This window comes from Methylobacter sp., assembly GCF_036845245.1.
GTDB lineage: Bacteria > Pseudomonadota > Gammaproteobacteria > Methylococcales > Methylomonadaceae > Methylobacter_A.
Window position 1 is genome coordinate 21,040 of sequence record NZ_DAIUEH010000002.1, and the last position, 23,150, is coordinate 44,189.

At 56.1% G+C, this 23,150-nt stretch carries 9 protein-coding genes; 3 read left to right on the forward strand and 6 right to left on the reverse strand.

What is annotated here, in order from left to right; all coding sequences use genetic code 11:
• The first annotated feature begins 7 nt into the window (after nt 1-7).
• Nucleotides 8-1,378, forward strand: a complete 1,371-nt coding sequence (locus tag V7051_RS01050) for an MFS transporter (protein WP_333873031.1) — start codon at nt 8-10, stop codon at nt 1,376-1,378.
• Here V7051_RS01050 and V7051_RS01055 read toward each other — a convergent pair.
• The 6 genes from V7051_RS01055 to V7051_RS01080 form a co-directional block, all read right to left on the reverse strand.
• The gene (locus V7051_RS01055; RefSeq protein WP_333873032.1) at nt 1,296-2,006 is read right to left on the reverse strand and encodes a CDP-alcohol phosphatidyltransferase family protein; all 711 of its coding nucleotides are present in this window, start codon (nt 2,004-2,006) and stop codon (nt 1,296-1,298) included. The genes V7051_RS01050 and V7051_RS01055 overlap by 83 nt on opposite strands.
• A gap of 181 nt (nt 2,007-2,187) precedes the next feature.
• On the reverse strand, nt 2,188-10,854 hold the full coding sequence (locus V7051_RS01060; RefSeq protein ID WP_333873033.1) for a beta-ketoacyl synthase N-terminal-like domain-containing protein: 8,667 nt from the start codon (nt 10,852-10,854) through the stop codon (nt 2,188-2,190).
• 20 nt (nt 10,855-10,874) lie between these two features.
• Nucleotides 10,875-17,216 (reverse strand): SDR family oxidoreductase, encoded by a 6,342-nt coding sequence (locus tag V7051_RS01065; protein WP_334181105.1) that lies wholly within the window; start codon nt 17,214-17,216, stop codon nt 10,875-10,877.
• 23 nt (nt 17,217-17,239) lie between these two features.
• The gene (locus V7051_RS01070; RefSeq protein WP_333873035.1) at nt 17,240-18,934 is read right to left on the reverse strand and encodes a PfaD family polyunsaturated fatty acid/polyketide biosynthesis protein; all 1,695 of its coding nucleotides are present in this window, start codon (nt 18,932-18,934) and stop codon (nt 17,240-17,242) included.
• A 78-nt stretch (nt 18,935-19,012) separates the two neighbouring features.
• A complete protein-coding gene (locus V7051_RS01075) occupies nt 19,013-19,789 on the reverse strand; it encodes a DUF5765 domain-containing protein (protein WP_333873036.1) in 777 nt (258 codons plus the stop codon).
• A 60-nt stretch (nt 19,790-19,849) separates the two neighbouring features.
• Nucleotides 19,850-20,521, reverse strand: coding sequence for a CDP-alcohol phosphatidyltransferase family protein (locus V7051_RS01080; protein WP_333873037.1), 672 nt, complete (start codon nt 20,519-20,521; stop codon nt 19,850-19,852).
• Nucleotides 20,522-21,111: 590 nt separating this feature from the next.
• Here V7051_RS01080 and V7051_RS01085 point away from each other — a divergent pair.
• Nucleotides 21,112-22,140 carry a helix-turn-helix domain-containing protein gene (locus V7051_RS01085; protein ID WP_333873038.1) on the forward strand — a complete coding sequence of 343 codons (1,029 nt, stop codon included), beginning with the start codon at nt 21,112-21,114 and terminating at the stop codon, nt 22,138-22,140.
• 353 nt (nt 22,141-22,493) lie between these two features.
• On the forward strand, nt 22,494-23,147 hold the full coding sequence (locus tag V7051_RS01090) for a lysophospholipid acyltransferase family protein (protein ID WP_333873039.1): 654 nt from the start codon (nt 22,494-22,496) through the stop codon (nt 23,145-23,147).
• Nucleotides 23,148-23,150: the final 3 nt, after the last annotated feature.

The window sequence follows — 23,150 nt, forward strand, 5'->3', positions numbered from 1 at the left end:
GTTACCTGTGAATAAAATAGAGCTAATATTGCATTCAATTGCCAACCCGGTCGAAGATAGGCAAGCCGCTTTTCCTCAACTACAAAAAACGAGCCAACCAACCGTGCCAGTTCCCTCTCATAGCAGCGTGTTTTCCTTTCGCATCGGAATCCTTTATGCCGGCGGCGATGTCGGCCCTTCAATTACCTCTTTATGCTTAGCTTTTTACTGGCTGTATTTCCTAATTGAAATAGCCGGAATTCCAACGCTCCAAGCCGGGCTGATTCACGGCAGCGGCTATGTGTTCAGTGCCTTCGCCAGTTTATGGGCCGGGCACTGGCTGGACCGCCATGTCCTCAGTGCGGCCAAGCGGTGCCGGTTAATTGCGCGGCTGAGCTTCGGCCTCGCTACCAGCTTCGCACTGCTATGGTCGGTTCCCCCGCTCGGGGTTTGGCAACCGCTCTGGTACTTGCTGCTGTCCTGGCTGTTCCACCTGCTCTTCGCCGTGGTTTATCTTGCCTATCTTTCGCTGACCGCGCTGATCAGCTCGGTCGAGAAAGAACGGGTTGAACTGAATAGTTACCGTTTTGGCGGATCGATGCTGTTGACCTTACTGGTATTGGGACTTCACAACGCAACCGAAGGGCTATGGCCGATCGAGCAGCGCCTATTGGCTTTAGGCGCGATGGTGGCGCTACTGTCTGCGCTAGGAGGAGCTTTATGCGGACTTGGGCTGCAACGCGTTTTGGGCAACGCCCCGGTAAGCGCCGCCAAAGGCGAGCCGATTCCCTGGCGGGCGCTTACCCGTTCAGGGGTGCTGTGGTGGGCAGTGGGGGGTAATCTCTTGGTATGGTTCATGGTTCAGTCCACGCTGATGCTAACCATCTTTCTCTGTGCCGCCGCCGGAATCAGTGACGCCCTGATTTTGCTGCTTCTACAGGTCAGCATCATTGCCGCGGCAATATTTACCAGCTTGGCGGTGCGCCGTTGGCATTCCGAACAGGTGCTGATTGCAGCCGTTCTGCTTTGGTGTGCCGGCGCATCGCTCTGGTGGCAAGCCTTGGCTCCAATGGCCGCTGCAATCTGCCTGGGCCTGGGATTGGGGGCTGCTACCGTGCTGAGCTGGGCGCGGATTCCTTTCGCGCTGGACAGGCTCGCAGAGTCAAATTCGAATCGCGTTGATGCCCGCGCTTACGCAGGATTAACCGTGCTTCGAGATTTGGTTTCCGCGCTGGTGCCCATGCTCGTCGCTGCCGTTCTTGACGGGCACGAAATGGGCGGTGCCAAAGCCGGCCAAGTCGCGAGCGGCACTTTGATTAGCGCGGGCCTGTGCTCTGCGTTGCTGTTACTGATGCTTCATTGGCTGTGCTCTCCACGGTTTCCCGCTGTAAATGTTTAAACAGTGCAAGCGCCGACATAAACAAGGTCACCAGACTGCTGGGTATGGTCAGGGCGAAAGCCACATCGATAAGACTAAAGCCTCTTCCCCACAGCACGAACAGCTCCCGCGGCAAAAACAGCATCAACACCGAGAGTATGATTAACGTCAGCGACGCTTCGGCCGGGCCAAAGGCCGGAAACGGCCAAATACGGGTCATGGCAATCCACAACACCGTCAGAACATACTGCAACAGACAAAGGACAGTCGCCACCGCGACAATCGGGAAAATCGTATAATCGGCAAAGGCCAAGCCGACGCCCAAGGCGGCAAAGGTCACCGCATCGAGGAAGATGTCAAGAAAGCGCCCGGCCTGCGAGCACTGATTCCTGCTGCGCGCGACATGGCCGTCGATATTGTCCGCAGCCCAGTGCATCAGTGTCAGTATCCCGGCGAAAACAAACCAGACCTGACTGAAAGAGGCTAAATAGAAAGCCAGCCCGGCCAACATTCCGCAACCGCCGCTGATCAGCGTGACTTGGTTCGCGCTCATTGTCGGAGGCACCAGCGACAAGCCTGTTCGCCCCATCCAGCGCTCGAAATTAACTAACGAACCGTTGTCTTGCTTATCGAGATATTCTTCACTCATAATTTATTCCTATTCTTTTGTTAACGGCGCGGAATATAGCCGACGCCGGATAGTTGTTTCATCGTTCTCGCCCGCCCCAGCAAAGCTTCCGAAATCCCGTTCGCCCTGAGCCTGTCGAAGGGTGGGCGCAATTTCGGCAAGCACAACTGCCCAGGAGCTTCCGCCCACGCCATTGCACGCGTTATCTTTTAGCCGGCCCATGCTTGCCGTAACCCAGCAATTCGAGCGAAAGACTCGTGGCGTAATCAGACGCGTCCCACTGCGAATCGGCAATTAGCCGTGCGGTCATCTCGCTGCATGCGGGCAACTCAGTCAATGCGGCATGGAGTACAGAACGGATTTCGTCGTAACCGCTTGCACGGTAAACGCCCACCTTTTGCGCAAAGGCCGTATCGCCCGGCAACGGTAAATCGGCGACACCGGTAGGGCCGAGAGAATTGATGCTCTCGACGACCCATTGCGCGCGTTGCGCATAAGGCAAAACACGCAAAATCTGCGGATGCACAGCCTGGCCGAGGTAATAGTCCTGTTGCCCCAGCCGATACGGAAATTCCAGGCGCCCGGCTTCGGGCTCAAGCGGCAACCCCCCGGCAAAGCGCACCGGAATAATCGGCAACTCGTACTTGAGCGCAAGATCGATCAACACCGAACTGACCGCCCGCACCGGCATGCCGGCCTGTTGAGACCGGGTGCCGTCAACATGAACCAACAGTGAACCGGGATTCAGGTCCAGCCCGGAGCCGAATTCGTGCAACAGCCTGAGCATGTCGCTTTGTTGGGCGCGGTCGAAGAAGAACATGCGTAGCGGGTTGCGCGCGCCCATCGTCTGCTCGGCAAGCCGGTGAATCATGCCGATCCAGCTCTCGCGGTGTTCCTGCTTCGCAATAGCCCCGGCCGGGATTTGCGCCAGCGAGGTTACCATCGACAAGAACAAAAACGATTCGACGCCGGTTTGATGATTGCCCAGATAAAGTACCGGCTTGCCGCGTAGCGCGCTATAACCTTCCGGATCGCTGAGCACGACTCGCCTGACAAAGCGACGGATCAAGGCAAGCCCTACGTCGAGGACAAAGCTGGAATCTCCACCCATGCGTTCCAACCAGTCATGACGGATGCTTTCCCAGGCAAAACGATCGGGCGGTTCACTATGTACGCTGACTGTATCGCCTTCATCCTGGATATCAAGCTCGAAACGATTGAACGGTAGATTCAGACAGCCTCGACCATCCGGACTCATGGCCACCGCGCTGGGATGCAAGTGCAGCTGTGCGCCGATATGGTCTCTTACCGCGATTTGCCGGGCCAAGTCAGCTTTCGCCTCAGCCACACCATAAACGCATGCCAAAGTGCCCGGCAACCAGTCGCTAGTCGTCACATCTTGCCGTTTTAGTTGAGTTTGCGTGAGCCCGACCTCGGCCAACGCAATCCCGGCCTCGAAGCGGCGGTCGCGTAAAAACGCTCGTAACGCAGTGGGCTCAGCCAAGCCCAGGCGTCCTTTCGGCAACAGGATTTCAACCAAATCGAACGCCGCAAGCACGATGCCGCCTCGCAATATGCGCAGATGCGTGCGCGGGAAGCGGCCGGATTCCAACGCGACAAAACGCGCTTGCACCTCTACCTCGCCGGTTTCGTCTAGAGGACCGAATAGACGAAGACGCTCGATCCTGACCGGATAAGCGGCCAAGCCCGGCTCGATTGTTTCGCACCACAGCCGGTAGTTGTTGTGCGGTATGCAATGCAGCGCGGCATCGAGCAGGATAGGATTAAGCAGCCCGGCACCGGCGCTGACTCTCAGCGTCGCATAAGCACCGTTGCTGCCCCGGCATAGCCCATGCATTAACTGCAAGCTGGGGCCATGGAACAAGGAAGCGTCCATGTACGGATTTTCATCGACCGGACGGGCGTCGCGTAGCGGTTCGAGAGGCGCGAGTCCGGCCGCCGCATCAATGCTGCCGAAACATAAGCGGGCCGTTGCCGCGGTCACAAAGTCTCCCTGTTCTGTCTGCTGTTGCAGCGTGACGTCGGCTTGCGTTGAATCGATCAAATCCACCAGCGTTCGGCCGTTGACAACGGATGACGCAAATACCACCCATTGCTTGGCATTGGCACATTCAATAGCCTGCAACGTCATGCCCGCAAACAAAGGCGCCGCTGCCGCAACCATCAGCTCCAGCTCATAAGTCAATGGCAAAGCAGGCAAGGTATAAGTAGGACAATGGTCTTCGATCCAGGCATCTTTCGGGTCGTTCAAATCGAGCCGCCATAAAAAAACCGTCTGCGAAGCTGCCGTAGGTGAGGCATCGCGGATAATACGCATGCCAATCTGCGGGGCCTGGTAAATTTGCAAATTATCCACCCACAGCCGGGCCTGGCCGATCACAAATACGCCGCGCTGATCACTGCCGCTCTCGCTGATCTCGAATTCAACGGTAATTTTCTCTTTCTCAGGGGTGACTTGGCCGCGGTAATGCCACAGCGTGCGCCCGCCAATTTCAATCGGTTCAAAACGGGGCCTGTCGATGCCTGCGTCCATTCCCTGAAGCAGCATCAATGATTGGATAGCTTGCAGCATCGCTTCGACGCCCAACGAACCCGGTTGCACAGGATCCTGAAAAAAGTGGGCCTTGAAAAACCAATCCTTCGGGTTGACATCCTTTTCCGCGCGGATTGCGCCCAGCCCTGCCGCGCCGCCTTGCGGCCAGTGCCCGGTAATGCGGTCAAGCATCAACAGTTTCGACGTGGGCAGCCGGGCATTGCCGTTGGTGCCGAACAAAATCTCAGGATAATCCTTAAACTCGAGCCTCGTATCGCTGTGCAGTTCCAGCCGGGCACGATCCTCGGCGCGGGTATCGAAGCCCCTTTGATTGACCATCGCGGCAGGCGGGAAAAAACCGAACACAGTTTCGACTCTCAGCAAGTCCTCTCCATCGACGGTACAGTGCACCGAGAACTTCTCGATAATCATGTCCCCGACCTGCGAAACCGAAAGCAATTCCACAACCGAAGTAATCGTGCGGTCGGCCTTGCCGACCTCGCGGTACTGAACGGAATCGCCGTCAAGATTGCGGAACAAAAGCTCGCGTTCGGAGGCTTGGCGTTGCAAGGTATAGGACGCCAGCCAGCCGCACGGTTGCAGCGCCACTTCCATCAACACGCAATTGGGCATGGTTGCGACGGCGTTTTCGTTGAAGTACCAGGCCTCCGGCTCCAGGTCGAACACCGCAGTCACCCGCGCGCCCGCTTGCATCCGCGCCATCTCGCCCTGCAAGTCGGTGATCCTAGTCATGAAGTGATACGGCGGTCCCGGCAAGCGCGGCGAGCGCCTCGGTCCGTCGTAATGGGCAAAGCCCTGCCCGAAAGCGCGCGAAGGTTTGCCCCAGGCGCAATGAATCAAGGATCGGTAATCGAGCGGGAAGTCGCCGATTCTAGCCAACGGCCGGGCATCCGCCTTGTCGGCCAGATACTCCGGCATGCTGCTGAGCGGCCAGTCGGGCACCAGTTGCAACGCGAGGCGCTCGCACAAAAACGCTTTAAGTCCGTCCACGCTGCATAAGACATGAGCGAAAAGCATCGGCATCTCGCCCTCGCAGACTTCGTCGATAAACAGCTCATAAACGATTTGTTTCGATTCCGGCGTAACTTGGCCGCGGCAGGCAAAAGTGTAAGATTGTTCGGACACCGGCTGAAAGCGCCAACCGTCGCGCGGCAAAGTCCATCCCATCGCGGCCATGTAAAAAGCCATGGCTTGAAGACAGGCCTCGGCCATCAGCGTACCGGGCATGCACGGATCGTTCTTGAAATGGCCGTTGAAAAACCATTCGTCCGGCCGCACCGGCTTATCGACCCGCAAATAACCGCGTCCGGCGGGGCCGCCGTTGAAATCGAGCCGGGTGACCGCGCCGAGAAAATTATGCTCGCCTTTCGGCGTCGTTGGCGTGCGGGTATGAGTGTCGGCCCAATAGAACGCGTCGCCGAAACAGCCGACCAGATCGCCGTTCAGGTAGGCTTCGACCTCGGCCGGACCGAAACTGGATTTACCCGTCGGCTGCGGCGGTGCGGCAAGCCTGGGCTCGGAGGTATAGTTCGCCTCTTCCGGCATCCAAATCACACCGGCGGAATTCCGCAGCTCCTGTTTGCTGAAAAAACCGGCTTGACCGTTGCGCACTGAGATACGCAGTTCGCCATTGATTCGGCAGTCGTAGTGGAAGAAAAACAAACGGATATCGCCTTGCCGGGCATGGCCATTAACCTTGATCTCATATTCGAGCGTATCGCCGGGTTCGGGCAGTTGGCCATGAAAAACCAAATCGCAGCCGAGCAAGCGGTAAGCGCGCTCGCCCTTATTGAAATTATCTATGCCAAGCCAGGAAATCAACAGTAAATCGGCCTGTCCTGACTCGATAAAAATCCCCGCGGGCATCCGGCCGTGATGCAGATACCAACTGTCGGCGCGGACATCGGTTTCGGTCCAGATCGTGCCCAGGCCCATGCTGTGCGCTTCGCCTTCGATACCCAATACCCGGTCGCACAGTAGCAGCGGCGGCTCAGGCATGCGCACCTGAACGTCGTACCTGTCCTGCGTTGCGAACCGCTCGCCGAACACCGACGAGATTTTACCCCCGGCCAGTATTTCAAGCTGTTGCCGGCTGAATGCCGGACCGGGAAAGTGTTTTCCGGAAACGGCTGGCGTTGCAAACTCAGCCTGGACCGGTTCCAGCGCGTATTCTTGCGCCGGTTGTTGTAACCATGGCTTAGCTGCCGGCCCATGGCCGAACGCGGCGGAATAAATGCGCTGCATGAACCCGGTGTAATCCTGCATCGCTTGCGCCTGGGCCTGCAAATACGCGATATGCGCATCGGCCAACCGTTGGTGCATGGCTGTATAAGTTGCAGTCATAGTGTTGGGGTCGACTGTTTCCATAACTACCTGAGTTGACGATACCGGCTGTTTTAAACCCGTTGCGTTAATCTGCTTGGCATCCGGTTTTTCAATGGCCGAAGCAATACGCGTCGGCGCCGGAACCAAGAAAGCCAGCGGCGGCGCGGCCGGAATCAACCGGCCGTCGGACTCGCCGGCACTGAGCGCAGGCGGCATGTAAACATTATTGCCGTTCTCGGCTAATACAGGCTGCCGTAGCGGCGGTATAACGATTTTAGGCGGACGCAAGTGAAAAGTAATTTCCGGGCTTGCCGGGTCCGATACGCTACTTCGAAGCGCCGACCGGCCTTGGTCAATCAGCTGTTCCGGATTGACATCGACACCGGCGCACCACAGCTGCGCCGCAGCGCGATAAGCCTGCACCAACGCCGGTAAGCCGCTTCTGTCGAGCGCGACCGCCAGATGCTCCTTATCGCCGAGTATTTCTCCAATCGCAACGCTCAAACTGTTGCGGGGGCCGTGCTCGACAAAAATACGGACGCCGTCTTGCCAAGCTTGATTGACAATCTTCGGAAAATCGATGGTTTGCAAGGCCTGTCCGGTCAGCGCATCGGCCACCGATTGCCGGGCCGGTTCGATGATGCCGCCGAAATAATTCGAGTAAAAACGCAGTCGGCCTTTAGATTGGGTCGGACGAGTGTGCAGCGCGCGCCACGTCGGTTCAAACGGCAATACCGCTTCACAATGGATAGCCAGGTCGTGACCCAATGCAACGGCCGGAGGATTACCCAAAGCCGTCAGCAATGCCTGACAAGCGCTGCGTTCGCCACCGATCACGCAATCCTGCGGGCTGTTGACAATGGTCAGGTAAACCCTGGATGTCTTGGCTACAGCGGCGGCAACCTCGGCAGCGTTAAAACGCACCCGGTAATTTTCCCAATCCAGCGGCGCATCGACGGCTAAACCCCAATGCTGGCGCACCGCGTCAAAGCGTTCTGCCAGTGCATCGGTATAAAGTCCGCTATCATTTATGTCGGCAAACAGCCCGTCCATATCCTGCCAGACGCCAAAAGCAAACATCGCGTTAGTCTCGCCGGATGACAGGCCGATAGACGCAGCCGGTTTTAGCCCAAGCACGCCTCGGCTGAACTGCGCATGCAGCTGGCACAAGAACGACGAACCGGCAAGCTGGTAGAACGGTAACTTGGAACGCCTGTCATTACTTATATAAGCCCAGGCTGCGGCCGCCGCCGGATTCCGTAGCCGATCGGCCAAGCCGTCGGCAAGCTGCGGCATGCCCAACAACAGATCCCGCCCCATTGCCGGATAGGCGGAGGCCGCGCCGGTGAAGACGTAAGCAAGTTCCCCCGCCAGCGGTTTACACCGATAACTGATGCCGTCGAGATCCCATGAATCGCCGTACCGGCCCGCCATTAAAGTCTGCAAGGCTTTTTCACGCAGTGCGTCCAGCTGTTCCGGTTCGCTGACCAAAGTCAGACGGCAAGGGCCGTCGCCGCCGGTTCGGTTAGCGCGGAGACGCTCGCTCAATGCGCCGGGATCATTGGCCGCATAGCGGCTAAACGCCGGCATCCGGCGTAACCGCAGGACATCGGCCGAATCCGTGGACGCCTCACGCAATGTCCACTGGGCCGTTTCGCCGCCAAAAGAACTGTTGTGGACAGCGACCTGCCACGGCGCCTCGCTACGTAACAAAGGCTGTACGCTACCATCGGGCGAGATTTGCGCCCGCGCACGCAGCATCTGTATCCCAAGCGCGATATGCAACAACCCGGATGCCGCATGCGCATGTCCGAGCTTGGCATAAAGCGGACTTTCCGAAGGCGTATTGTGCAAAACCGCGGAGCCGTCGCCGCCGCTTGCGACCAGCGCAAGGATTTTGTCGCCGTCGTGCTCGGCCTGGGTTCGCGACTTGAGTATCAGCATAACCGCGGCATCGGCAACCTGTTTACCGGCATCGTCCAATACCGCCAATACCGCCTGTTCGTGAACTTCCTCACGGCACAAGTCCACTGCGGCGACCAAAGCGGTATTTATTTCGCCGCGGCGGATCGCGGTGCAGGCGAGATCCAGCGCCGCATCGCCGGAAAGCTCTTCGCGGGAAACGGCGAAACCGGGGCCGCGTATATCCATTGCGTTGCTGATACGGTTGGCGGATATGTTCGGCATTTTGCCGATAACCCCGGCTGAATCGAGCGGCGGCGACAACGCTTTTTCGGCAGCCGTTAACCAGTCGCTATCGGCAGTAATACCGGCTTGCTGCATTAACTCAGGCCAGCGCTTGCGCAAACCGTAACGGCAAATTTCGGAATCGGTATGCATGCCGACAAAGACGCCGGTGCGCTCAGGATCAAGCGGCGCAAGATGTGCCGTTACCTGTTGCACCACGTCCAGCAATATCAGTTGCTGTCCGAGTGCCTGCTTGAGCTCGTTGGGCGGAAACACCAGTTGCCTGGCCGATAGCTTGAGGCAGTTCGCGTCAAAATCGGCTGAGGCGTTGCCGTCGCCCAGTAGGCGCTCGGCAAAAGCGGTCGCATTCGGATCAAGTTGCGTGCGGATACCCAGCCCGACGATTGCCACTTCCGGCACAATCTTGGGCGCAGGTACGAATTGACTCGGCTGTATTGCAGGCTGTTGCTCTATTATCAGGTGGGCATTATTGCCGCCGAATCCGAAGCTGCTGATGGCGGCGGTTCTCTGTCCGTCCCGCTCATTCCAGCTTGCGTTCCGCTCGGGGACATTAAATCCGGTATCGGCCAAAGCGCCGTTCAAAGGCCGACTGCCGGGGGTCAACGGGATAATCCCATGTTCCATCGCCGTCAGCGTTTTCAGCAAGCCGGCAATGCCGGATGCGGTAATCAGATGTCCGAGATTGGCTTTCAGCGAACCCAGCGCCAAATCCCGATTGCCGTAGACGCGGTTCAAGCTCGCAATTTCGGTCGCATCGCCGACCGCCGTGCCGGTCGCGTGACACTCGACATATTGCACAGCATCCGGCGCCAAACCCGCCTGGGCCAATGCCGCCTGCATGCTGCGCACCTGCCCTGCCTGAGACGGCGACAGAAAACCGCCGCTACGGCCATCGTTCGAAAGGCCGACGCCGCGAATGACGCCGAATATACGGTCGCCCGCCGACAACGCATCGTCGAGGCGCTTGAGCGCGACAAAAGCCGCGCCTTCGGCCGGCAGTAAACCGTCGGCATCCTGATGGAACGGACGGCTTCGGCCACTACGGCTTAAGGCATTCAACGCGCTGAAACCGACATGCAGGAACAACTGGTCGGCCGCATTAACCGCACCGGCCAGCATCAAATCGGCGCGGCGGTCCTGTAGCCGGTCGCAAGCGATTTTAATCGCATAAAGACCGGAAGCGCAGGCGGCATCCAGTGCCATCGATCCTCCGGCAAAATGGCAGGCCTTGGCCGCCAGCATGGCCGGCAACCCGGACATGAAACGATTCCAGGCATGGACATCGGTACCGGCAGGCGGCCGTTTGCCGACAAGTCGGTATAGCCAGCTTTGCTCGGCCAGCCGGGTATGCAGACGGGTCGGATAGGACAAGTTGCCGAGAATCAGCCCTGCGCGTTCGGTATTACCGGTCTTGCCGGGCCGCACCTCGGCCATCGCTTGCTGAGCGGCATAAATGCTCCACTGGAAAACAGGATCGAGCCGGGCAATCAGGGCTGCATCGATAGAAGCCACCGCGGGATCGAATTGCTCGGCGAAGCCGCGTATATAGCCGCCTCTGTCAGTCCAGGCGTGATCGGCATTGTAATGAGCCGATGCACTATCGAGCACCCGTTCCATAGAAACACGCCAATCGCCGGTCGGCGCTTCTGTAATTTGGCTGCGCCCTTCCGCGACGGTTTCCCAGAGCGCTTCGGGCGAACTGCAGCCAGGCAAAATACAGCCGCGGCCTATGATCGCAATCGGTTCGAATTGTTGGCTCATCCGCTGTTATCCCTGCCCGCTCAAACGTTTTCGATACTTGTTTTCGCAGAGGGCGTGCTACCGGCGCCCGGCAGCAGGTGAATGCTAAGGCCATGAATAGAGCTAAGCAGTTCGCCTTCGGCAGTACGATACAATAGCGTCCACTTCGTCACCAGCTCGCTGCGGACATCACATCTTGCTTCGCAAAAGACCGCTCCGCTTTCCGGCCAGGGCCGGTGCAGGTAAAACGCATCCATTCCGGTCGGCAGCGACTCGCAGCCTAAATGCTCATGCACCCAAAGTACGGCTAGCTGGAGCCCGCCATCCAATACGTCGATATCGACGTTAAAACCGATCCGCCGTGAGCTGCGTGTTTGCAATAGTCCGGCGCAACCGGCCTCGCACAGGCCTTGCAGGTTTTCGATCACCTGCAAGTCGGGGCCGTGGAACAAACGGCCGTCATAAATTACACCGCTGTTAGGCTGCCACGGCAGCAAAGCCAATGCGGCATCGGCGCTGAAGTCTTGTTTCGCCGTTGGCTCATCCAGCAGAACATCCACTGTGTAGTGCAGGATGCCGTCCGGATCGAGCACCCGTACTCCAACCCTCTGTTCAGTTTGATTCGCCCGGCACTCGATCCGATACACGTCGCCAGTGCTGTCGAAGCGCATCAACCGGATACCTTTAATCACCCTGAGATTTGCGGTACCGGCAATCACTGCGCCCGGAAGCAGCGCTTGCGCAGCATGCTGGGCGAGGTCATTGACGGTGACCATCGGCACCACCGGCACATCCCGGATAATGTGACTGGAAAGATAGGGATAGGTGCCGCGGTGAAATCTCACTTCGAATATTTGCGTTTGCGAACGAGTGCCCGGCAAAGCGCCGAAATTATCCAGGCCGCCGCCGAAAACGATCTCGACCGCATCACCGTTGCGTCCGGTAAATTCATCGGCAAACAACCGGGCGCCTTCATCCAGCGGAATTAAAGCCACGCCCATCGCGGCAAAATGTTTTTCCAGGCCGGGATCGACCATGCCGCCGGCCCATGGTCCCCAGCCGATTGCTTTGACCAGGCAGGTATTGCCGCGTTGCGCCTGCTCTGCCCGGCAAACCCGGTTGAGCACTTCGTTAGCCATCGCATAGTCGATCTGGCCGGCATTGCCGCGCCGTGCCGCAACGGATGAGAAACAGGCGATATGGGTTAATGCATCCTGCCGGGTTGCATCGAGCAAATAGCGGAAACCGTCGACTTTAGTACGCAGTACTCGCTGGAACTGCTCAAAGGTTTTCGATTTAATTTCTTTATCGGCCACTACACCGGCGGCATGGATTAAGCCGCAAATCGGGCCGAAGCTGTCGCGGATCGTCGTAATCGCGTCGGCAACGGCTTTGCCATCACCGACATCGGCGGCGTAATAACGCACTTCGGAACCCAGGGCGGCTAACTTATCGAGGTTACTCTTAAGTTCGCGTTGCGCCATCAGTTCGCGCACCTCGGCACCGAGCTGTTGCGGCGATACGGTCTGCCCGGCATCAGAATAGCGCTGCAGCAAGGCCTGCTTCAGTTGCGCATCCGTTGTCAGATGTTCCAGTCCGCCCGGCTCATCACGGAGCGTCGTACGCCCTAAAATAGCGATTTTAGTCCGTACTCTCGACAGCAATTCAATCAAACAATGCGCCGTTACCCCTCGCGCACCGCCGGTCACCACGATAACGCCGTGCTCCGAAAGATTTACCGCGACCGGTTCGCTATCGCATTGTTCTACGGCGACTATCGACAAGCGGCTGCCGTCGGCTTTAAGTCCGACCTCAAGCTGCGCGCCGCCGGTGAATAACTCGATAAACAACGCATTCGCAATGGCTTCGTTATCGAGGCCGCCGGTTTCAATGTCGATTGCCTTGACCGATACTTGAGGCCATTCCAAAACCGCGGTTTTAGCCGCCGCGACAATGCCTGCCGACCACGCGCGTTCGCCTGTCGAGCCGCCGATGCCGAAATCGCCGCCGGTGGATTGCACCGTAACCAGCAGACGGCCTTGCGTGGACATAGTTTCGGCGCAGGCCTGCAAGTGCCTGAAAACCGCTTCGTTCAGTCCCGCTTGAACTTGCGCCCCGGCCTCAACAGGATCGAGCGCAGATAGCATAAGCACGGACCGGGCATCGGCCGGCGGCGCAGTCACCACATTCGCTGACACACCGGCATCTTTGAGCTTACCGGCCAGCACCGAAGCAATGCCGGGGTCGCTTGCAACCAGATAAAGCGGATCGGCCTCAAGCAAGCCCGGCATGACCAAACCGGATGCCGGGGCCTGCTCGATAGTGACGGCAAGCCGCCGAAGTGAATTTGGAACCTGCATTGGCGCCAAAGCCGCCACAGCCGCTGTAGAAGGCGCCGCTTTAGCCGCGAAATCGACAATTTCGCCAAGCGTATTCAATGCCGCAAGTTGTGCGATATTGATTTGCGCCAGTTGCGGAATTTTTTCTTGCAGGACCGAAAGAATTTCCACCCGCTTGATCGAATCGATGCCCAGTCCGGCTTCAAGTTCCATATCCAAAGTCAGCATTGCCACCGGATAGCCGGTTTTATCGGCAACGACTTCGAGCAGCAGGGCTTGATGATCGATGTGCGGAGCTATGGCCGCCGTCGGCACAGCCGCAGGTGCCGCTTTGGCCGCGAAATCGACAATTTCGCCAAGCGTATTCAATGCCGCAAGTTGTGCGATATTGATTTGCGCCAGTTGCGGAATTTTTTCTTGCAGGACCGAAAGAATTTCCACCCGCTTGATCGAATCGATGCCCAGTCCGGCTTCAAGTTCCATATCCAAAGTCAGCATTGCCACCGGATAGCCGGTTTTATCGGCAACGACTTCGAGCAGCAGGGCTTGATGATCGATGTGCGGAGCTATGGCCGCCGTCGGCACAGCCGCAGGTGCCGCTTTGGCCGCGAAATCGACAATTTCGCCAAGCGTATTCAATGCCGCAAGTTGTGCGATATTGATTTGCGCCAGTTGCGGAATTTTTTCTTGCAGGACCGAAAGAATTTCCACCCGCTTGATCGAATCGATGCCCAGTCCGGCTTCAAGTTCCATATCCAAAGTCAGCATTGCCACCGGATAGCCGGTTTTATCGGCAACGACTTCGAGCAGCAGGGCTTGATGATCGATGTGCGGAGCTATTACAGCCACTTCCTCAGGTGCCGCATCAACTGCCGGCGGAGCAGCAGCAGGCGTTGCCATAGGCACTACAGCTTGCTGCGCGGCATGAACAGGCAGGGCTTGCACAGACAGGCAGTCTGACTGCCCTAAACCAATGAAAGCCGCCTCGGACGCACGCAAGAATGCCTGATGCGATTCGCTCAGGGCCTGGGTAAACGCTTTCTGGGCTTCCAGTGTCTGCTGTTGCATGGCCTGAAAAGCGGCCGGCCAATTCTGATCAACGACGGCCTGGGTTGGTGCCGGCTCCGTCTGCGGGACGGATTTAGCAGCCGGCGCAGCCTCAGGCCGTTCCGGATTAGGCTTAGGCCGGGCCGAGGCGCCCTGTTCCGGCGGATAGGGTTTGCCGTAATTACTGCCGTTCAGTTTGACGCTGGCCGCCGATAACTTGCCTGAATTTGTAACCGGCTCAAACGGAGCGAACTCGTCCCAGAATGCGCCGTAATCAACCGCAATGCCGTTGGCGGATAGAACGCCGAGCACGTTAACCAACCCGGCGCGGCCGTCGAGTTTCTTTCCATCCAAAGCCACGGCGATATGATTTTCGCCTGCCAGGCAATCTCTTACCATGCCGGTCAGCACCGAACCGGGGCCTACTTCGACAAATATCCGGTAACCGTCGGCGCACATGCGGGTAACGGTTTCGGCAAAACGCACCGGTTTGTCCAAGTGCCGGGCTAGCGTTCCCCGTATACGATCCGGGTCTTTTGCGTAAGGCGCAGCGTCGGTATTGCCGTAGACCGGCATCAGCGGTGCGTTCAACTGCAATCCGGCCAGAAACTGCCCGAAAGGAGCGGCGCAACCGGCAACCAGTTCAGTATGAAAAGCGGTTGCGACCGGCAGGCGATGACATTGAATCTGAGCGGTTTGCAACAAGCTTTGGAAATCGTCAATCGCCGTAATAGGCCCGGCGACGACGACTTGGTTCGGGCTGTTGATATTAGCGACGGTAATGTCCGCTACATTATGTTCGGCTATCATCAGTTCCAATTTTTGCGCACCGGCACGCACGGCCATCATCGCCCCGGGCGTCGACGAAGCGGCCGCATTCATCAGCTCGCCGCGCTTGCGCGAAATGTTCAGCAGGTTTTCCGGAGTCGAAATCACACCGGCCGCATAAAGCGCGGATATTTCCCCGTAACTGTGCCCGGCCGTAGCTTCAGGCTTTACGCCCAGCCGATCCAGCAGCTTCAACATGGATAGGCTGGTCGCGCCGATTGCCGGTTGCGCCCAATCGGTGCGGGTCAGCAGCGCCGTTTGCCGGTCCCGGTCCTCGGCATTAAAAACAGGAATCGGAAATACCACTTCGTGCAAGCGTTGCTCGGCATCCAATTCCAGCGCGGCGGCTTCGTCCCAAACCCGGCGCGCGGCGTCAAACTCAATCGCCAGCGCCGCGCCCATGTTGATGTACTGACTGCCTTGGCCGGGGAACAAAAAAGCGATCTTGCCGATTTTGCCGCCGATGCCGTAATGCATACGGTTGGGCAAGGAAAATGCCTGCTCTCCGGCCTTGGCGATGAGGCCGGCCGCCATATCAAGATCGGCCATTGCCGTTGGCGCGTCCGGCGATACCAGCGCCAATCTGTAAGCGGCCTGGGCGGAAAACGCCAGTTGGGTTTCGCGCGCGAGCGCCGGTAAATAGGCTTCTCCGGCCAGCTGCGCGCGGATGTCCTTCGCCTTGGCAATCAAGGCGGCGGCATTTTCGGCACCGATCAGCAGCAGATGTAACGGCAGGTTCGAGTAGCGCCGTGCTGTGGATTGCTGACCTGTATATTCCTCCAGCGTGACATGGAAGTTGCTGCCGCCGAATCCGAACGAACTGACCGAGGCTTTGCGCGTTTTGCCCGGTGCATGAATCCAGGGACGCGTTAGAGTATTCAAGTAAAAAGGGCTGGTTTCGATTTGCAGCTTCGCGTTCGGCTTGTCGACTTTGATCGTCGGCGGAAGAACCTTGTGATGAAGCGCCATGACCACTTTGAACAAGGCTGCCGCGCCTGCCGCCGCTTTAGTATGGCCGATCTGCGACTTGACCGAACCGAGCGCGCACCATTGACGGTCGGAGCGTTCTATGTCGGAAAAAGCCCGGCACAAGCCACTGAACTCGGCGATATCGCCGGCCGGAGTCGCGGTACCGTGCGCTTCAATCAGGCCGACCTCCTCCGGGCTGTATCCTGCACGCTCATAAGCCCTGCGAATCGCAATTTCCTGGCCTTCCGCGCGCGGAGCATAGATGCTTTTGGCGCGCCCGTCCGAAGACGAACCGATACCGCGCAGCACTGCGTAAATTTTATCGCTGTCGCGCTCGGCATCGGCAAGACGGCGCAATGCGACCATGCCGATGCCCTCGCCCAACATGGTGCCGTCGGCCGCTTCGGCAAAAGGACGGCAATCGCCGGTCGGCGACAACGCCGGGGTTTTGGAAAAACACATGAACATGAAGGTGTCGTTCAACGCATCGGCGCCGCCGGTGATCACCAGGTCCGCATGGCCCAGTTGCAATTCCTGCACGGCCATCGCCACGGCGCCGAGACTGCTGGCGCAGGCCGCGTCAATCACGCAGTTGGTGCCGCCAAGGTTGAGACGGTTGGCAATGCGCCCTGCAACCACGTTGCCGAGCAAGCCGGGAAAAGTGCTTTCGTCCCATTCGGGATAGGTGTCTTCGATACGTCCGCAAATCTCCTGAACCTGGCTTTCGGGCAGACCTGCGTCGCGCAATGCTTTAACCCAGTGCGGCCGTTGGATGCGCGCCGCCATTTGTCCGACCATTTCAGTCGCCGAGGCAACGCCAAGAATCACGCTGATGTTACGCTTATCGACTTTGTTGAACTGCACGCTGGCCGCATCGTCCAACACTTTTTGCGCGACCAGCAGGCCAAGCAGTTGCGCGGTATCGGTGGTGGTCAGCTGTTTGGGCGGCAAGCCGTACTCGATCGGGTCGAAATCGATTTTCGGCAGGAAAGCGCCGCGTTTTGCATAAATTTTTCCGGGCGCTTTCGGATCGGGATCGTAATAATCGTCAATCAGCCAGTGATCCGCCGGAATATCGGACATGAAATCGCGCCCGGCGAGAATATTGTTCCAAAACGAAGCCCCGCCAATCGAGCCGGGATACAACGCACTGGCGCCGACCACGGCGATATCGGTATCGCGATTAGTCTTGAAGCTCATATTTTATTTCCTGAAAGTGTTTCTTAGACGCGTAACTTGGTTGGCCGGTATTGAAATGCCGTTGCCGGCACTGCAAGTCCGTAAGTCCGGTATTGATGTGCTCGAGTAACTGCTGCCGCGCCTTCAAGCAGGTTGAGCGCGATTTGTTGGACGCTGCGGTTCTCCGCAGGCTCCAGAAAACTTCCGGAGACCCAGCCGTTGAAAGCACCCATGGCCGGGCCGCACCAGAGCTGATAATCGGCCTGCCTGGCCAGCTCGCCGATAAGCGGCCAGCGGCTTGAATTGCCAATATACCAGCGAAAGATCAGCGCCAGTTTGTGCTTTGGATCGCGCTCGGCACGCTCAAGCTGGGCGATATCGATGCCGGAGAAAAAAGACTGGGTGTCTTTCCAGACGTCATTCAACGACATCCGGAAAGTGTTTTTTTCCAGCGCCGCGCGGGTGTCGGCAGGGATGTCTTCAAGGGCGTTGTAGCGTTTATAAAGCTCATACAATTGGTTCCCGCGCACCGCCATCAGGGTGCCGCGCGAGAGCACCTGCACTTTGACGCCCATCTCGAACATATCCGCCGAGGCGGTCATCGCAATGTCGGCAGGCCCGGCTTGAGCCAGCAGTTCCCGGCTGTCCGCGCTGATGCCGGATTCCAACGCGGACTGATGCACCGAGCCGATCAGCACGAAGGCGGCACCGAGCGCATAGGCCGCCGCTAATGCTTCCGGCGTACCCAGACCGCCCGCAGCGCCGAGATGGATGGGCCGACGGTAACCGAACTGGCGGCTGAGCCGGTCGCGCAGCCCGGCAATGACCGGGAATAAGGCATTGAGCGGCCGATTATCGGTATGCCCGCCTGAGTCGGATTCGACGATCAGTTGCTCAGCCAGCGGCACTTCGCGGGCCAGTTGTGCTTCCTGCTCGTTGAGACAGCCTTCGGCGACCAGCTGCGTCAGCAAATCATCAGGCGCCGGCGAAAGAAAATGCCGGGCGACTTCTTGGCGCGAAACTTTTGCGAACAGATGACGGCTGCGGACGACTTCACCGCTATCGCCGCGGCGCAGTCCGGTACAGGCGTAACGCACCACGGCTTTGGTCAGGCGCATGAAAGCCGAAGCTTCAACCCAACGCACATCGCGGCGTAAGTAAAGCTCGACCAGCTTGTCTTCCAGTGCCGGTTCATTAGGCGAATGGATCAGGTTACAGCCCCAAGGCAGCCCGCGCGAATCAAGCGCCGCGCTCATCCGTCCAATCGCCGCATCCACTTCTCGCAACGCCAGCCCGGCCGCCCCGAACATTCCCATCGCGCCGATTTCGGCCAGCGTTATCGCCATATCGGTCGTGGCGATTCCTCGCGCCATCGATCCGCCCAGATAGGCGAAGCGCAAGCCATGCGTTTGCAGGAATGTCCGGTCGCCAAGCCATTCAGGATACAAAGGGCCGAGCGTGGACAGCAGCGGCAAAGCCGCTTCATCGTTCAAATCGGTGACCGTTCCGCCCTGAACGATACCGACAGCCCGGAGCCGAGGCTCATAGATCAGGCTGACAGGGCGGCGCATCGTTTCCAGTATGGTCCCCGAATCCACCGGCTTGAAGTTCACGTCATCCCGATTACCCACCCAATAGCCCAGTGTTGGCGGTTGCTGTGTGCGGGTTGAAAAATCCTGGACCGGAGGGTGACTATCCGGCTGATGCTGTTGCTTGATATCCATTATCGACATGCTCATTTAAAAACTTCGTTTAAAACGACTCTGTTAAAGTCCTACCGCTCAACAAATTAAGTTAAGCCTGCAAGGTTATTCGTTTTATAGCGGCTCATTTTTAGGATAAAAAAACCAGTCTTTAGCGTGCAGATGTTTTCTGAGCGGGGATTTGATCGCCGAAAAACAGATACCGATAGAAAACAGGCACCAAACAGCAGGTATTTCGTTAATGTTGCCGGTCAACAGGCTGGCAAAAACAGGGCCGCTTAAATAGGCCAAAACCGCCGCCCGCCATGACCCGTAAAGAATCGGCATGAAAAATACAGCCAACGAATAGGCAACCGAGTGTATCCCCCCAAAAATGATAGGAAGACCGAAACGGGTCGCGACGTTTCCCGTCATATCCGGAAACCTGTCCGACAAAATGCCGTTCAGAGGGAACTCCCAGGCAATATGCCACTCTCCTCTCAGCCCGCAAAGACTGACGCCGCACAACGGTTCTTTTCCAACCGGACAGGCTCCCGCCCAATCGAATGGGTACAATTTGTATATCCACACAAACGGAACCAGGAAACAGACTGCATACACGTAAGCGGCTATTTTTTCTTTAACTTCTTTAGGGATGAAATACATCGCCACCGCATTGCAAAAGAACGGCTGAAACATGATGTGCACATAGCCCAGCAGTGCGAACAGCTGGTTCTGCGGTACGCCGCATTCCCCTATCCACATATAATTAAAGCCCTGCAATAACTCCATCGCGGTGAAATATAACAAAGGGATCCACAAGACCTTTTCTTCTTTATTCTTGATTAAATAAACGGTTGATCCCAAACCTGCGGCTGAAAGAACAAAAGAAGCCTCACCGCTCCAACACATAATATTAACCTTTTGTTAATTGGACAATTATTCCTGTCCAAACCGGTTTGGCTTGCTGAGTTATATTGCTTTCCTGATGCGGGAAAAATAAACCACGATACCAATTTCGGCCAAACTGACCGGCACGGCAATATAATAAAACAGTAACGCATTCCCGATAATATCGAGTTCCGGTAAGGGGCCCAGGCTAAAAATCGTATCGGGGAAGAAAAACTTGGCAATCATCAATGCCGACAGCGTATAAATTTCGAAACTCCAACCGGCGCTCGGTATATAAAGTTTTCCGGTATGAACTTGAATCAAATAAACCCAGCCATTCATGGCTTGACGCAACAGCAAGGCGCCGACAAGAATCGGCTCATGAATATCCAGCCTGTACACGAATGCCAGATGCAGCATAAATATGCCAAAGGCATCGCCGACATGGTCGAGGAAGGCTCCGAAGTCGCTGCATTGCCCGGTATTTCTGGCGTGTATGCCGTCGCACGAATCCAGTACGATCCAGGACAAGAGTAAAACAGCGCAATATAAATAGGCGGAAGGAGCAGGACAAAACGCAAATATCCCAGCCGCGCCCCATGCTGAAATGATTGCGCCCAAAGTCAGTACATTCGGATGTATAAATTGAGGTATATAGGCGACCCACTTTGACAGCAGCGGATAAAGCAATCTGTCGACAATATCACGGTTGCCCGACGATGGTTTATTGGCATTTATCGCAGACTGAGGCACGGGATATTCCTTGTTGTTTTAAATAATCGGCTCGACCGATGCTTGCGTATCATTCGTTCAGCCAGCCGCGGCGATCTGATTTTCTGAAAACGATATGTCGGTTATCGGCGACATTTTCACGATAAATCACAATATCCAGCGCCGTGCATCATTCGGGCTTATTTTTTGCTGCCGTATTTTACATCACGTCTATTCGTAAAATTTGCATCAGCGTCTACGAGGTATTGATTGCCTGCTACCCATTATTCAAGCAATGGCAATAAAGAATGCGCAGGCTATCTCCATGAAGCGGCGCTCGCAAAAGTGTCTTGCCAGGAATCTGATTTCCAACGATTGTCAAAACGGCTTACATGGTATAAGCATATGACTACATTTATGCTATATTTGAACCTAACGATACCAACCGGTTCCTATTTGAGCCACAGATCTCGATCATCCCTTCAGCAATTGTCTTTAAAATTGCTTATGTTCGATAAATCAGGAAAAACCTTATTACCGCTTAACAAGCCTCTTCATTATTACCCCACCATTGCAAGTGCTCTACCGGACTACTTGTGATTTATAGGCTAACCTTACATAAAGACTGTTTTATGGATAATAAAGTCATTCCTGTTTCCAAGATAGACCTCTCCGATATAAATATGGAAGAACGCCATTCTATCTGGAAAGAAAGCATTTCATCATTATTCGACTCGGTATTAAAACCGGAAGATCAACATAAGCCATTCAACGCGACATTAACGACCTGTCATTTATCGTCGATGCTGCTGACTTCTGTGAGCAGCGTGCAACAACATCTCAACCGGGAACGCAAGCTGATTGCCAAAGACAATCTGGATCATTTTCTTATAAAAATGTATACCCAAGGCTCAAGCTCGGTCCAATGGGGTAAAAACAATCATTTAAACGCGCGTAGCGGCGATATTTTCCTGCTGGATTTAAACCAGCCGATAAAATCATTGGCCAGTGATTTCAGCTGTTTATCGCTGATCGTACCGCGAGATATGCTGTCGGCGAAGCTGCCTAAACCGGAACGGCACCATGGCAGAGCGTTACCAAGAGAAACCACGCTGGCAAAACTGCTCGGTGAACACCTTAAAACCCTGCACTTTTCATCGCAAATGCTTAACGATGAATCCAGTTCGATTGCGGAAGGCCTGCTAAGCTTGACCGGCTCCTACTTTAGCCACACCCCGGCCGACGAAAGCAGCCCGAACGTCCAGGTCGCCACTCGCGAAACCATACGCCGCTACATTATGAATAACCTGACCGATTACGATTTAACCGCGGCAAGCATTGCGATGCATTTCAAAATATCCCGAGCCTATCTTTACCGCCTGTTTGACACCGAAAACGGCATACATCACTTCATTCTGGAGCAACGGCTGCTCAGGGCATTCAACCAATTGAGCAATCCCGCCAATCGCAAACTGCGCATCGGCCAGGTTGCTTATGACCTTGGCTTTAACAGCGAAAGCCATTTTAGCCGCAGCTTTCATCGTTGTTTCGGCATGACCCCTTCCGATGTACGAAACGCTGCGTGTAACGACAACGCTAACGAAGAAGACAATATCCTCATCGATCGGCGTTTTAAAAAATGGCTACTGAATTTGCGCTGACAGCCTGAAGCTTTGCTTTAACGTCATATTCACAAGCGCTTTTCTTGTCTGACTCCAGCCGAGCTATAAATAAAATCGGTTAGCCATAGACGCTGGTGCAAATTTCAACCCTGAATAATTGTTAAAATCTGATGACAATCACCTCAAGTTAACCCTTATCGCGGCGACTACAGATCGGCATCGAAACTTCCCGGCATCAATTTGAAATCATCATCGGGCGAATGATGAATGCTCACCGAAAGTCGATTCCTCAATGGAGGTCATATTAAAAGGCAATTCAAAGCACCGTTATGATTAAGAATTTTTATAATTATGCATAAACAAAATTGCTGTTTAACTTGCCGGGTTGCCCAATGTTTTTAATCGGGGCTTTTATCAAAAAATGGTCCTGGCGTTTATTTGCGGAGCCTTTGGCAACCCTGCTTTTGGACTTTTATTTTTTCCGGCTCCTGCAAGGCAAGATCATCGGAGCCGATCATTTAGGCAAAGAGCCTTGCATCCTTGCGTTCAATCACAGCAGCTACCTGGACTGGCTGCTGGTCTATCACCTGTTCAATCGTCATTACGGCATTCCGGTTTTTTTTCTGGCTAAATCCAAATTGAACGCCAATCCGTTATGGCGCGGCTGTATTCGTCACGGCCAGGCCATCGTCGTCGATTACGAACAAAAACACTCCATTCGTAAAGCGCTTGGCGAAATGCGCGCACATCTGCTCGCCGGTCATGTCGTCGGCATTTTTCCTGAAGGCACACGCTCTGCCGACGGCCGTTTGCAAAGCCCGCAAGAAGGCGTTGCCTGGCTAGCCCTTCAAGCGGGCGTTCCCATCATTCCGATAGCGTTGCAGGGATTTTACGAGGCCTGGCCGCGCCATCAGCGCCTTCCCGGCATCGCACGCTGCACGATCAGGATAGGCAGGCCGATTATCGAATCAACCGCTATGGATAGAAGTCAATTTACCCAAAAACTGATGAACAACTTGACGCAATTGCTGGCGGAAACGAATTAACCG